General features: G+C 43.6%; 8 protein-coding genes, 1 CRISPR repeat array and 1 riboswitch. Of the genes, 1 reads left to right on the top strand and 7 read right to left on the bottom strand.

From position 1 onward, the window contains the following. Positions 1-161 precede the first annotated feature (161 nt). The 4 genes from guaA to NE665_RS14360 all read right to left on the bottom strand — a co-directional run bounded on the left by guaA (position 162) and on the right by NE665_RS14360 (position 5,149). Positions 162-1,703: a glutamine-hydrolyzing GMP synthase gene (guaA, locus tag NE665_RS14375; protein ID WP_117442455.1), complete on the bottom strand. Its 1,542-nt coding sequence runs from the start codon at positions 1,701-1,703 to the stop codon at positions 162-164. Between the two features lie 122 nt (positions 1,704-1,825). Next, positions 1,826-3,160: an NCS2 family permease gene (locus tag NE665_RS14370; RefSeq protein WP_117442454.1), complete on the bottom strand. Its 1,335-nt coding sequence runs from the start codon at positions 3,158-3,160 to the stop codon at positions 1,826-1,828. A 52-nt stretch (positions 3,161-3,212) separates the two neighbouring features. Next, positions 3,213-3,312: riboswitch (purine riboswitch) on the bottom strand. A gap of 68 nt (positions 3,313-3,380) precedes the next feature. Then, positions 3,381-3,983 (bottom strand): Type 1 glutamine amidotransferase-like domain-containing protein, encoded by a 603-nt coding sequence (locus NE665_RS14365; RefSeq protein ID WP_117442453.1) that lies wholly within the window; start codon positions 3,981-3,983, stop codon positions 3,381-3,383. Continuing rightward, complete coding sequence (locus NE665_RS14360; protein ID WP_117442452.1) at positions 3,980-5,149, bottom strand: aminotransferase class I/II-fold pyridoxal phosphate-dependent enzyme; 1,170 nt, start codon at positions 5,147-5,149, stop codon at positions 3,980-3,982. The genes NE665_RS14365 and NE665_RS14360 overlap by 4 nt, the downstream gene beginning before the upstream one ends. 364 nt (positions 5,150-5,513) lie before the next feature. Continuing rightward, positions 5,514-6,706: a CRISPR direct-repeat array (repeat unit 34 nt; unit sequence GTCAAGCTCTTTCGCGGAGCTTGTGGATCTAAAT). Between the two features lie 116 nt (positions 6,707-6,822). Between NE665_RS14360 and NE665_RS14355 the strand changes: the two genes are divergently transcribed. Further along, positions 6,823-8,223, top strand: a complete 1,401-nt coding sequence (locus tag NE665_RS14355; protein WP_117442451.1) for a glutamate synthase-related protein — start codon at positions 6,823-6,825, stop codon at positions 8,221-8,223. Between the two features lie 95 nt (positions 8,224-8,318). Here NE665_RS14355 and NE665_RS14350 read toward each other — a convergent pair whose 3' ends face one another. The 3 genes from NE665_RS14350 to NE665_RS14340 all read right to left on the bottom strand — a co-directional run bounded on the left by NE665_RS14350 (position 8,319) and on the right by NE665_RS14340 (position 14,611). Next, positions 8,319-10,325, bottom strand: a complete 2,007-nt coding sequence (locus NE665_RS14350) for a S9 family peptidase (protein WP_117442450.1) — start codon at positions 10,323-10,325, stop codon at positions 8,319-8,321. A gap of 293 nt (positions 10,326-10,618) precedes the next feature. Beyond that, entirely contained in the window at positions 10,619-11,551 is a 933-nt protein-coding gene (locus NE665_RS14345; protein WP_233104829.1) for a hypothetical protein, read from the bottom strand. A gap of 741 nt (positions 11,552-12,292) precedes the next feature. After that, positions 12,293-14,611 (bottom strand): EAL domain-containing protein, encoded by a 2,319-nt coding sequence (locus NE665_RS14340; protein WP_233104730.1) that lies wholly within the window; start codon positions 14,609-14,611, stop codon positions 12,293-12,295. Positions 14,612-15,167: the final 556 nt, after the last annotated feature.

Genomic DNA, 15,167 nt, shown 5'->3' with positions numbered 1-15,167 from the left:
ATCATTTTTGGCATAATAAATGGCAGAAACGTCGACTATTTTTGGGTTTATGAAGTACGTTTCTGCCACAGATATTCTATCAGATTTTAAAAAGACTGTCGACAGTCACTTTGTCAACAGTCTGAAACCGCTAATATTAGCGGTTTTAAGAACTTTGGGAACTATTCGAACTCAATCGTTCCCGGAGGCTTGCTCGTAATATCATACACCACCCGATTCACATGCTTCACCTCATTCACAATACGATTGCTGATAACATCCAGCACCTCATACGGAATCTTCGCCCAATCCGCCGTCATTCCGTCAATCGAAGTCACCGCACGGATAGCCACCGCATAATCATATGTACGCTGATCCCCCATAACACCAACAGAACGCATATTCGTCAGACACGTAAAATACTGCCAAATCTCCTTCTGCACCCCTGCCTTCGCAACTTCCTCGCGCAGAATCAGATCAGAATCCCGAACGATTTCCAGCTTCTCCTCCGTAATATCGCCCAGCACACGGATACCCAAACCAGGACCTGGGAACGGCTGCCGCCAAACCATCTCATCAGGCAATCCCAGCTCCGTACCCAATGCACGCACCTCATCCTTAAACAGCGTATTCAGCGGCTCAATCAGCTTGAACTGCATATCCTCAGGCAACCCACCAACATTGTGATGTGACTTAATCGTCTGCGCCGTCTTTGTCCCTGACTCAATGACATCCGTATACAGCGTTCCCTGCGCCAGCCACTTGATATCCTCACCTGAAGTCAGCTTCTTCACTTCCTCATCAAAGGTATACACAAACTCATTTCCGATGATTTTACGCTTCTTCTCCGGATCACTCACACCCGCCAGCTTACTCAGGAAACGCTCCTTTGCATCGATTTTCACCAAATTGATATTCATCTCGCGCCCGAATGTTTCCATAACGCTTTCCGCCTCGCCTTTACGCAGCAAGCCGTGATCAATAAACATACAAATCAGCTGATCCCCAATCGCCTTATGCAGCAATGCCGCAACAACAGAGGAATCCACACCTCCGCTCAATCCCAACAGCACCTTGTCCGTACCGACAGTCTTGCGGATCTTCTCAATTTCCATATCAATGAAGCTGTGCATAGACCAGTCATTCTTCGCCTTGCAGACCTCAAAAACAAAATTTTTCAGAATCTCGTTTCCATACTCGGAATGACGCACCTCCGGGTGGAACTGCAGCGTATACATATTCTTCTCTATATTGCTGGTAGCCGCAAATGTACAGGTATCACTGTATGCATCCTTCACAAAGCCATCAGCCAGTGTATCCACCTGATCACCATGACTCATCCAGACGATCTGCTTTTCCGGCAAACCTTTGAAAATTGGAGAATCCGTCTTAACCGTAATCTCTGTTCTTCCATATTCCTTTGCTTCACAAGCCTTCACACTTCCGCCATTCATAAAATGTGTCATCTGCATACCATAGCAGATACCAAGAATAGGAATACCGGATTCAAAAATTGCTGGATCGCATTTAAACGCTTCCTCATCATATACACTGTTTGGTCCACCAGAGAAAATGATTCCCCGGACATCCTTCAGTGCCAGAATTTCTTCCAGTGTCATCGTGTGCGGGTGCAATTCAGAATAAACACCAAACTCACGAATACGACGTGCTATCAGCTGGTTATACTGACTTCCGAAGTCAAGTACGATAATTTTATCAGCCATGAATGTATCCTCCTTATTAAGAAGCCGATACCATAGCGAGCATGTATAGTATCGGCGTCGTTGAAATACTAAGATTTCCGTGTATTATAATATCATTATTTTTCTGATTTTAAAATCTTTTTCTACATAAATTGCGGCAGTGCGAAGTAGATAAGGAAAATCACCATCAATACCCATACCGTGATATGTACTTCCTTTGCTTTACCGGCAGCCGTCATTGCAATCGCATAGGCAATAAATCCAAACGCGATCCCATTGGAAATGGAATATGTCAGAATCATCATAAGAACCGTAATGAATCCGGCAGTCGCATATACCATGTTATCCCATTCGATTTCCTTCAGCTGCTGTGCCATCAGAATACCCACAACAACAAGAGCAGGAGCCGTAACCGCATTTGTTACCGCAGATAACACGATTGGCGAAAACAGAATAGATACAAAGAACAGTATACCCGTCGTACAAGCTGTTAAACCGGTTCTACCGCCAACCTCAACACCGGACGTTGATTCCACAAAGGAGGTAACCGTAGAAGTACCTAACGCAGCACCTGCAACAGTACCTACCGCATCCGCAACCAGTGCACGCTCCACATTCTCCAGCTCACCCTTCTCATTCACCAGACCGATTCGGTTCGCAACAGCAACCAGCGTACCGGCAGTATCAAAGAAATCCACAAACAGAAAGGAGAAAATCACAACAAACGCATTCAACGGATTCGCGAACAGCTCACCGAAACCATCCATAAAAGAACCTGCCGCATTCAGATGGAAATTCATTTCAAAGAATTTATCAGGCAATGCCGGCATTCCCTTTAACCCAAATGCTGCACCGCAGACAATTCCAATCACCGCAGTTATCACCATTCCGACAAAAACAGCAGCCGGTACCTTTTTAACAAGCAAAGCGATGGTCAGAAGAATGCCGAAGAGTGCAAGCAGCACCTTTGGATCCGCAAAATTACCGATTGTTACAAAGGTAGACGCACTGCCTGCTACAATCCCTGCATTTTTCAATCCAACAAAAGCGATAAAAAAACCGATACCGGCCCCGATCGCCATCTTCAGCTGCTTTGGAATCGCATTGATAATCGCTTTACGAATACCGGTAACTGAAATCACGATGAAAATCAAACCGGAAATAAATACGCCAGCCAATGCAGCCTGCCAGCTCATGCCCATCTGTCCGCAGATCGTGTAGGCAAATAATGCATTTACCCCCATACCGGCAGCCAGCGCAACCGGGTAGTTCGCCACCAATCCCATAACGATAGAGGCAAAGCCTGCAGAAATAGCTGTCGCCATAAAAACAGACGCGCGATCCATACCTGCATCATGCAGAATAGACGGGTTTACCCCAAGGATATAAGCCATTGCCAGAAAGGTTGTAATGCCGGCAATTACCTCGGTTTTTACAGAAGTCTGCTTCACGTTCAATTTGAATAATTTTTCTAACATAATTCCCTCTTTTCTGTCTCCCAAAACAAAAAAACACCGCAAACCGCAGTATTCGTATATAAGCTTCCATCGTAGTCTGAAATTGGTTTTCAGGTAGAAACGCTTTCACCATCATGTCGAAAGTATATACGATGTTTCTATAGACTTGTACATTATAGACAAAAATGAAACAATTTGCAAGTAATATTACCCGAAGTTTTAATAAAAGAAAAAAGCTTCCTCACTCGAGGAAAAATCGCTTTTCATCCGTAACTACATAAGCACGCTGATCCGCACAGCCAATAGCTGGCAGATTCTGTTTCCTGCAAACCATATCGAAGGATTTACGTTCTTCCTTCTGATAATGTGGACAGAACGCCCCTTTAATCATCCCCATACCATTCACAAGTTCAAATGTGTCTGATGCGATGTTGCTGTAGCCATATTCAAATAGAGCATTCGCCCCGGCACTGATTCCGCAGATAACGATTCCCTGCTGGGATAGCTCCTTTAAAAGCAAATCCAGCTTTCTCTGTTTCAGCTGCTCCATGAGAAACACGGTATCGCCTGCCCCAAGATAAATCATATCCTGTGAACGGAATTTCTTATATATTTCTTCATTACTCAGCTTTGTATGCAGCAGACGCAATGCTTCGACCTGACAGCCAAGGCTACGGTAATATTGTTTGAAGCGTTTCGCATAACCCTGATCATCTCTGCTTGCTAGCGGAATAAACAATACATGCGGCTGTGTTTTTTCACACCTGGAAATCGCATAGGTGTCGATTGCCATTGTTTCCTGCTTTTGAAAGCTTCCGCCGCCAATTGCAATCAGTGTTTTCATTTCAGAAAGAACCGGCTTTCCTTTAAAGCCTGCAATGCCTGTTCGATAACTTCATCACTTTGAACGAGTGCAATTCGTACAAAGCCCTCACCATATGCTCCAAAAGAACTTCCAGGAGTCACCAGCATACCGCTGCATTTTAACAGGTTTAAAGCAAATTCTTCACTGCTTCCAAAGCCTTCCGGTATCTGTGCCCATAAGAACATGGTACTCTTGCATGAAGCGATGTGCCAGCCTGCAGCTGCAGCACCTGCAACGATACGATTTCTTCTTCTCTGATAGGTATCACGAGTTTCTTTCACAATGCTTTGGTCTTGTGTTAAAGCTGCGATTGCGGCCTTTTGAATAGGTAAAAACATACCGTAATCAATATTGCTTTTCAGTTTCCTCAGTATACCGACGATTTCCGCATTCCCCACACATATTCCAATACGTGCTCCCGCCATACCATAGGTTTTACTAAAGGAATTAAATTCAATACCAATATCCTTTGCGCCCGCATAATATAAGAAGCTTTTCCCTTCCTCTCCGTCAAACACAAGATTACTGTAGGCTGTATCATGAATCACGATAATATCATGTGTCTTTGCAAATCGAATCAATTCTTCATAAAAACTATCTGGAGCCGTAGCACCTGTTGGATTATTCGGATAGGATATAATCATCATTTTAGCCTTTTCTGCTATTTCTTCAGGAATTGCATCGAATTGAATCAGATATTCATGTTCCTTCAGCATCGGCATTTCATATAAATTTGCTCCGGCTATTTTCGGTCCGTTCGCAAAGATAGGGTAGCTAGGAGCAGGAATGAGAACGGTGTCCCCCTCATCACATAGTGCCAATGCGACATGTGCAAGCCCTTCCTGAGAACCCTGCAGAGACAGTATCTCTGTTTCTGTATCCAATTCTACCTGATATCGTTTTCTGTACCAGGCTTGTATCGTTTCTTTTAATTCTTTTGTATCATGAAGTGAATACATATAGCTTTCAGGCTGCTGTGCAGCAGTGATTAGTGCATCCATGACTTCTTTACTTGGTGCTATGTTAGGAGATCCTATCGTAAAGTCATACACTGCTTTCCCATCAGCCAGCATGTTTTGTTTTTCTTCATCAAGTCTGCTGAAAACACCTTCTGCAAGTAAATCCATTCGCTTGGAAAATTTCATATTCTCCCTCTTTCCTGATATTTCATATTTCTCTCATTATAAAAGAAAAGACCGTTCCCTTCAATAGCTGATGGGTGAATTTTACAACCTTCGTATGGTTTACACGAACAGATTCTAAAAACTGACCTCAATTACATTTTTTTTAGCACTTTGTAAAGTTTCTGTTATAATAAAAGTAGAGATGTCATATCCACTCACATGTTCTTTGCGCGAACCCCTAGCTCACATGATTTTCCAGGAAGGTTCGCGCCACATAATTGTGTTTTTAGACATAATGTAACAATTTTCAGCAAAAGCACAGTAAATAATAAAATGTAAATAATGTTTTTTGTTACATTTGGAGTGGTTTATCACAAATCTCACGGTCAAGCTCTTTCGCGGAGCTTGTGGATCTAAATTGTCTACGTCCATCGCTTATAGTTGTGGTACGATCGTCAAGCTCTTTCGCGGAGCTTGTGGATCTAAATTCGGTTGAAACACGAAAAGTATTTAAGGAATGGGTCAAGCTCTTTCGCGGAGCTTGTGGATCTAAATAGCTTTTTAAGCGTGGTTGTATAATCAGCAGCATGTCAAGCTCTTTCGCGGAGCTTGTGGATCTAAATATAGCAGTGACCGTCGATTGAGCATTTCTTTTCCAGCGTCAAGCTCTTTCGCGGAGCTTGTGGATCTAAATAACCGGTTGGCAAACACAGAGGAAGAGGACTGGGTCAAGCTCTTTCGCGGAGCTTGTGGATCTAAATGATCTGGAATGATGACGACCTTTATACGATTCAGTCAAGCTCTTTCGCGGAGCTTGTGGATCTAAATGGTAGTGGAATAATCTTCGCTTAAATGATCGTTGTCAAGCTCTTTCGCGGAGCTTGTGGATCTAAATTGGCTTATATACTGATGATATGAAAAAAGGAATTGATGTCAAGCTCTTTCGCGGAGCTTGTGGATCTAAATCAATTGGTGCCATCGTGGTATTACAAAAATGTAAAGTCAAGCTCTTTCGCGGAGCTTGTGGATCTAAATATGTATACTGGGATGCGTCCGATGGAACTAATTGGTCAAGCTCTTTCGCGGAGCTTGTGGATCTAAATTGCCTACACTCGATTTATAGACTGTTGTTTCAGTCAAGCTCTTTCGCGGAGCTTGTGGATCTAAATATCATCATAATCTGAAACATCGATGAACTTATTCCGTCAAGCTCTTTCGCGGAGCTTGTGGATCTAAATTCTATATTGGCCATAAATTCACGGACTGCATAAGTCAAGCTCTTTCGCGGAGCTTGTGGATCTAAATAAGCTCGTTTATGATTGCATATGCTGTGTCCTTGGTCAAGCTCTTTCGCGGAGCTTGTGGATCTAAATAAAGACTAGCGGGTGGTATCGTAAATGGTCTGATGGTCAAGCTCTTTCGCGGAGCTTGTGGATCTAAATAAGTAATTCGCAATATCCATGATGCACCTCTCGGTCAAGCTCTTTCGCGGAGCTTGTGGATCTAAATCTTTAGTAGAAATGAAGTTAGAAAGAAAAGATAATGTCAAGCTCTTTCGCGGAGCTTGTCGATCAAACATCTCAGTATTTTGCATCCCTCCACACTACTTCCCATCCAATACTATTTGCAATCCTCTTCCAAACAGCGTACAATAAACACATAAAGTAAACGCTTACAGGAAGGAGATTTTTTATATGAAATATGTATGCGAAATATGTGGCTACATGTATGATGAAGCAGTTGAAGGCACCCTCTGGATCAACCTTGATAGCACATGGAAATGCCCGCTATGCACCGCACCAAAGGAATGCTTTAAAAAAGAAGCCTTGGAGGAATCCGCATCAGTAGCATCTGCTGAAAATGATGTCGCCTCACTTGCCATACAGAGAAATGCCAAAAAGGAAGACACTCTGGAACCCAGCATGTCGCTCATCCATGAAATGGCTATCCACAACGCCAGCCGTATCGAAGCGATGCGCACACACAAATCCGTACCCGGATGGGATGACATTCTCCTATTAGGAGGTCAACTTGCCCACCCGCCACTTGCTGATCAAGCGAATATTGATACAACGACCATCATCGGTAAAAACGCACGCAAGCCAATGGTTCTTGATCATGCCGTCTACGTATCCCACATGTCCTTCGGCGCCCTCTCCAAAGAAGCAAAAACCGCACTGGCAAAAGGCACAGCAGCTGTACATACCGCGCAATGCAGTGGAGAAGGCGGCATCCTTCCGGATGAAATCGATCATGCCTACAAATACATTTTTGAATATGTCCCTAACAAATACAGTGTGACGGATGAGAACCTGAAGCGCAGTGATGCTATCGAAATCAAAATCGGTCAGGGATCAAAACCAGGCATGGGCGGTCATCTTCCTGCAGAAAAAGTCACGGAAGAAATATCCGCCATACGTGGAAAGCCACTGCATCAGGACATCATTTCCCCATCGAAATTTGAAGAAATCAAAACAAAGGACGATTTAAAGCAACTGGTCACCTCTCTTAGAGAACGCAGTGATGGACGGCCGATCGGCATAAAAATAGCAGCCGGGCATATCGAAGCAGATCTGGAATGGATAGCATATGCACAGCCTGACTTCATTACCATAGACGGTCGAGGTGGCGCAACCGGAGCATCTCCAAAATACCTGAAAGACAATTCTACAGTGCCTACCGTATATGCTCTGGCCCGTGCCCGCGCATATATGGATCAGCACCACATGACACAGGAGCTCATCATTACCGGAGGCTTTCGTACAAGTGGTGAAATGATCAAGGCACTTGCAATGGGTGCGGATGCCATCGCAATAGCAAGTGCTGCTATGATAGCAATCGGCTGTCAGCAGTACCGCATCTGCCACAACGGAAAATGCCCGATGGGCATTGCCACGCAAGATCCAAAGCTGCGCAAGAATTTTTCCATAGACAAAGGAGCAAAGCGCCTGGAAAACTATCTGCATGTACTACGGGAGGAATTGAAATCCTTTGCAAGAATCAGCGGGCATGCCTGTATTCACGATCTCAGCAGGGATGATCTATGTACAACCAGCTCAGAAATATCCAATCATACCGACATTCCACACTGCTAAACCGCAGTATTTCCCTTTCTTATGTAACATCCAGACCACAAAGAAACGAGCAGACTTCGTATCCTAACAACTACAGCCTGCTCGCTTTTTCTATTCTATTTTGTATGCTCCAGCAGATAGGTATCCATCCATGCTGTGATTTCCTTTAGACGCTTAACTCTGTGTCTTGGCTTTCCACTTCTGGACAACTCATGATTCTCTCCCTTGAACATGCACAAACGTGTCGCAACACCATGCTCACACAAGGCACTGTACATCTGCAGTCCCTCACTATATGGACAACGGAAATCCTCATCACTGTGAATAAACAGGGTTGGAGTCGTACACTGATTCGCATATTTCAAAGGCGAGTGCCACCACAGCTTATCTACATTCCTCCATGTATCTGCCCCCTGCTGATCAGCTCCGAACATTTCACCGATATCGGACGTGTGCGCAAAGCTTACCCAGTTGGAGATAGAACGCTGACTTGCCGCAGCCTTAAACCGATCTGTATGTCCGATGATCCAGTTTGTCATAAATCCCCCATAGCTCCCCCCTGTCACACCGACACGATTTGCGTCAATCGCCGGATATTTCTTCAGCACCTCATCTGTGAATTTCATCAAATCCTCATAATCAATCGTACCATATTTACCGCGGATGTCCGCAAAGCGATTCCCTCTGCCATCCCCTCCGCGTGGATTCATAAAAAACACAAAATATCCCTGATTAGCCCAAACCTGCATTTCATGATAATAGACCTCACCATACACCGTCTTCGGTCCGCCATGGATATCCAGAATTGCCGGATATGATTTCTTTGGATCATACCCCTTTGGCTCCAGCACCCAGCCATACAGCTCCATACCATCCTGTGTGAAATTGCATGGAACACACGGGCGTATATCCTTTCCTGCAAAGAATTCCTCATTAAACCCGGTCAACTGCCGGCGATTTTCCCCGTGAATATCACAAACATACAGCTCCTGTAAACGCATATCCTGCATACCTGCAAAGAACAAACGATTCTTCGCCAATCCAATGACATCCACACTTCCCTCTCTGTCATATACAGGTGTGATGCTTCCATCACTATGCAATGCATATACACTGCTTCTATTAAACAGCGTTGTAATAAAATATACCGTATCCTTATACAGACAAATGCTCTTTCCACTGCCATAACGACAGTCACTACCTACGCTGGAGCCGATTGCATCCTCATAGGAGGCGAACAGCTCCACCGCTCCGCTTTTTGGATCCAGCTGATAAAACATTCCATTTTCATTCAAACCGTAGCACTGCTGATCACTCGCCAGCATCAAAATGTTGTCGTTCCATGGCAGAATCTTTCCAATCGACCACTGTCTTGCAGGAAGAATTTCGCGATGCTGTCCGGTTTTACGGTGATATGCATATACCCCTTCCTTATTTATGGGTTTGCACGCATAGCTCTCACCTGTGTAATACACAACCTCATGATTATCCGAAAGCTCTACGTCATATACATTGCAGATGTCTTCACTGATGCGTATAATTTCTGCATTATGCTCCCGATACAGAAACAGGCTGTTGCGCTTCTTATTCGTATACCCCCTGCCATTTCCATAAAAGGGCAGCTCATCCAGAACCTCATAGTCCTGCATGTCCTTCTTTTCCTGAAGGATTTTTTCCTTCTCTTCGGCATCCATTTCATACATACGGGAATACGCTAAATGATAATCCGCACAGAATATATATTCTCCATCTGCTGCCTTTCTGATGGAAGTCACCTGCAACGGTATGGTAAATGCCTTTACAGCCTCTCCCCCATGAATGCTGATGCGATAGAAGCAGGTTCTCTCCTCTCCGTTTTCAACAGCCTTGCGATCCTCCTCATCCCGCATATTGGCGAACAGAACAGTCTCATTATCATCCCATAGATACAGCTGTTCCTGTCCATGGCTGGTCAGCTGCCGCACGGTATCGCCATCCGTCAGATACAGCATCATCTGATAGCTGTTATCCTTCTCCACACATTTGCTGCCGACAAAAACACCATGCTCCTCATCCGGCGCAAAGGACAGATTACTCAGATATGTAAAATCCAGAAAATCCTTCAAGTTGATCGTTTCTTTCATAATACCCTCCTCTTATGTTCTTCCTTTATTCTAGTACAAATCCCCTGAAATAAAAAGCTTTTTAGAGAAATCCGTTCCCCTTTCCCAAGACATGCGCAGGAAGCTGAAAGAACCGATTCTTTTTATTTTATCATTTTGACTATTTTCCCTAAACGATATTATATAAAAACAACTATACAATACCTGTTTCATCGAAAAAAAGGAAGCATATCTTTCCTCCTTATAAGGGGGCAGCTATGCTATCCTATCGTTACGTGATTGCTTTCAATCTGCCTTGCAGAAAAGAAAGACCATCAACATACAGCGTTGCCTGTTTCTTCTGCAAATGTCTCATACAGCATCAGCTTCTGCATGGTAACACTGCTCTTCCACCAGTTTGCACTCAGGCGATATGCGCTCTCATACTCCTGCCATACCCAATTGATATCCCAGCATCCGTCGGCATCTCTGGTTTCCATAAGCCGCTGGACTTCCAGCTTCAGAAGCTCTCTGTATTCCGGATATAGGGGATGAAGACGGTCGTGTATGAAAAAAGACGGGGTAATGCAGTATGCAGTCCAAGTATCAGGGTTTACTTCAATCAATCCCCGCATCAGCTGGATTCCATGCGCAGTGGCAGCGTCTTCCAGCTGTCCACAAGAGCTGTCTGTTTTCTGCAGCTCACGCAGTAGAAACATCATAGACTCCAGAGAATGCGGTTCAACCTCGTTCTGTGAAAGGAACAAATTCAGCATACGCTGTACCATCGATACTGCTCTGTCATACAGCGGACTGTCTTTTTGTGCAAATTTTAAAATGAACCAGCATATATCTGCATTCGGCATATAGACATCAAACGTTTTTCTATCTGTCTTCGTCCACCATGGAGCATGTGGATACTGGTTATTGGAGGGCAGGATGCTAACCCAGAAGCCATCCACCATATCCTTACCGCTCTCTAGATAGCGCAGCATATTCTGTATCACCGGATGTGTAGTATCCTGATATGCAAGCTCATGAAGAATATGTATCGCATAAAACATCTGGGATGGGGCAGAGGCAGGATTCCAGCAGTCTGCCTCCAAAGCATGACCGAATCCGCCATCTATATTTTGATAATATTGTAATTCGTCAATCACAGACTCTGCATCACCGCCCTCAAAATAAAAACGCCATTTTGCCAGCTCCAATCCTCTGGCATTGCGATGTATCCATCGGCCTGTATTTGTTATATCCAATTTTGTCATTGTCTAATCCGCGCAGTGCTTTTTCTGCTGCGCTTCCTTTCCTTTATATAAAATATCATATACCCTGCTCGAAGGATTGTAAGAACAGGACATGGTTTTCTTATCCTGATATGCTGCTCAATCACAGACTCCGGTTTCCCCAGAACAAGGGTACACAGGCAAGCAGTGCGTTACGCTCCTGTTTATCTGTGCTTGAAACAAGACATTATGTAAGTCTTCGCGATACTATACGGATATATTGAAAGAAAATCCTTGCGTACAAAGCACATAACCTATACACGTGATCAGTAAGTCTTCCCTAAATCAAACGGATATATTAAAGGAAAATCCTTGCGTACAAAGTACATATCCTATACACGTGATCAGTAATTCTTCCCTAAATCAAACGGATATATTAAAGGAAAATCCTTGCGTACAAAGTACATATCCTATACACGTGATCGGTAAGTCTTCCCTAAATCAAACGAATATATTGAAAGAAAATCCTTGTGTACAAAGCACATATCCTATACACGTGAATTGAACTCTGAAAACAGGCTAAAGAAAAAGAGGAATCAACTGTGAGAAGCTGCATTGCCTCATATTCCTCTTGTGCCTGTTCTTGCACCCATGATTCATGCGCAGGTCTTTATCGATTCCATCTTTTCATAGCCTTAGTTTTTATGTGTGATGCTTACGTCCATATGACGCAAAAGCCGGTTTTCAGAAGGATAGCCTTGCTGTTTGATGCAGCTGCTTTATTTATCCGTTTGAATCTTGCCCCGCCTTGCCTGATTCAGATTTCTCTTCCGCCGTTGTTCTTTTCGCTGAAAACGCCAGAATTTCAAAATTCTCAATCGACAGTGGTTTGGAGAATACATACCCCTGTACCATATCACAATCTGCATTCCGCAAAAACTCTACCTGCGTAAAGGTTTCCACACCCTCAGCAACGGTCTTCATCCCTAGTTTTCTTGCAAGCTCAATAGCGGTTTCCACAACATCATTTCCTCTTGGATCACCTTCCTTATCAAAGAATGCACCATCCAGCTTCAATATATCTACCGGTATTTCCTTTAATACATTCAGGGAGGAATAGCCGCTTCCAAAATCATCCATCGAGCACTGAAAGCCTGCCGCATGAATCTGTTCAATAACATTTTTCAACAGCTCCAGATTTTCAAAGACTACTGTTTCCGTAAGCTCAAATTCCAGCAGACACGAAGCAATGCCATATTTCTTCTGAATCGCCTCATACCTCTTTAAAAACTGCGGATCCAAAAGATGATTTCTTGAAAGATTTACAGAAATCGGTATCGGAGCAATTCCCCGTCTTTCCCAATCCTGTAAAAGACGGCAAACACAATCAAACACATACAGATCCAGCTTGACAATGAAGCCGTTCTTCTCAAAGAATGGAATAAATTCTCCAGGTGAAATCAGGCCATCCTGTGAATTCCAGCGAACCAGTGCCTCTGCACCGACAATTTCACTCTTCTCAAGATTGATTTTCGGCTGCAGATATACGATAAATTCCCCATTCTCAAGAGCCTGCTGCATGGAATTTTCCATTTTCTTTTCTTTCAGCATCTGCACGCGGTCAAGATCATCATAGAACACACAGGAGCACATATGCCGTCCGATCAGATCCTTGTTGTTTTTTCTGGCAGTGTTCGCACGATTGCGTATATTGACAATATCAATCCTGCTGTCCGTCACAATATAGATGCCGCAATCCAATGGCAGATAATAGGTCTGTTCCTTACTCTGGTTATAGGAATTCACCTTGTCCGTCATCGCTTCCAGACGATTGCGTATCTCTGCCGTATCCGTCGTCAACAATACCAGATTATATGTATCTGATGAGATTCTGGCGAGAAATTCACGCTCCTTCAAAAAGGACTGCAAGCATACATGCACATACCGTAATACCCGGTCTCCGTCCCGACTGCCAAAGGAATCATTGATCAGCTTAAATTTACGAATATCCATGGATACGAAGGCAAAGGGCTGAAAATCATTCAGAATTTCCTGCAGCTGCTTTTCAAACCGCGGTGCAGTAAAGCCTTTCGTTACCGGATCCACATAGGCGACTCGGTAGATTTCCTTATTGAATTTATTATTGGAAAATAGGATATAGAGAATAAGGATGCCGAAGACCAGAAAGATAAATACATTGATCATAACGGAGAAATTCGTGTAATCCTGTATATTTTCCGCATAGATCATGCTTGGCGCAATTGACAACAGATACCAGTTTCCCTCCTGCAGCGGTGTATAGTACAAAGTCCGCTCCTCCGATTCTCCCCGAACATCCGGATGCACCGTATAATGCATGGTTCCGCTTTTTCTGGAATGGATATCTGTCTTCATTTTGGAAAGTGAGCTTCCGCTGTTGATATCTGCCACATCCTGGATACTCTCATAAAACCCATTTTCCTGAAACACAGCATATGGATTACTGGAATGCATAATAAAATCGCCGTCCTGCGAAATTATGTAGCTGAAGCCAACGCCGTTGAAGGTATCGGTATCTGAAAGCAGCTGCAGTTTATCCGTGTTGCTCCAGGCAACCATTGCACCCTCCATATGGCCCTTTACCGGGAAGGGGACAGCGTACAGGATTCCCGTTTCCCCGTACAGTGTTTCCAGCTGCTTACTCACTCCGCTTTTTTGTTCATGAAGTGCATCCAGCACAACCGCAAGCTTTCCGACGGGGACTGTTTTATGATTTTTAACATGTAAAAGACCTTCCATATCCACATAGCCGATCCAGGAGAAGTCATTTTCCTTTAGAACACTGTCTATAATAGTCTGCCCGATCGCATCGGATGTGGCAAGCTCTGACAGATTTGCGCTGACCTCTCGCAGCTGTGCAATATTTTTTGTGATGTTTTGATCTACTCTGATTGAGGTCTGTTTTGATAATTCAGAAAGATAACGCTGTGTTTCATTCATTATCAGCGATTTGCTCTGTCGAATCATAAGTGAACTCAACCCGGTCATCGTTACAATCATGAGAAACAGAATACCAATGGTCAGCTTTGCATGCATTTTCTGCTTTTTTCCCAGGGAATACATATGCGCCCCCCTCTCAACATTCAATTATAGGTATTATACTATAGATTGTTGAAAAGAGGAACTCTCTTTGAGGTAAAGTGCTGTAAAACAGAAGCGAAAGCCGTATACTTTACAAATTGTTAGATGGAATAGGTAAGGCTGCATGTATAGGATTCATCTGTCCGCTATATTTGTCCCCATGGTGAACAACGCCAGACGCATACTGCCTTATGTATTCGAGAATTCTAAGAGATGGCTTTGTCTATTCCATATCATGTAGCTTACCTCTGCTTGCATCAGGCTGAGCATCAGATAATTTGCAAAATGGATTATATAAACCAAAAACAGCAATGTACAGTTTTATCATACTTGCTTCCACTCTTTGTATACATTGCCATATGACTCATCCATCATACGTTCCAGTGTCTTTATTATACTCGATTTTATCTTGTTTTTATCTATTTCCGTGGGTTGCACTCTTACATAAGATGGATACCAGCTTATATCCTTATTTTTTTGCATTTCAAATACTTTCTCTTTCTAAATAAACTCCATCACCTGTCAGTGCATCTATTTC

Source organism: Clostridium sp. DFI.1.208 (assembly GCF_024463855.1).
Taxonomy (GTDB): domain Bacteria; phylum Bacillota_I; class Bacilli_A; order Erysipelotrichales; family Erysipelotrichaceae; genus Clostridium_AQ.
Note: the sequence above shows the minus strand (reverse complement) of the source record. Positions and strands in the feature narration are given on the sequence as shown.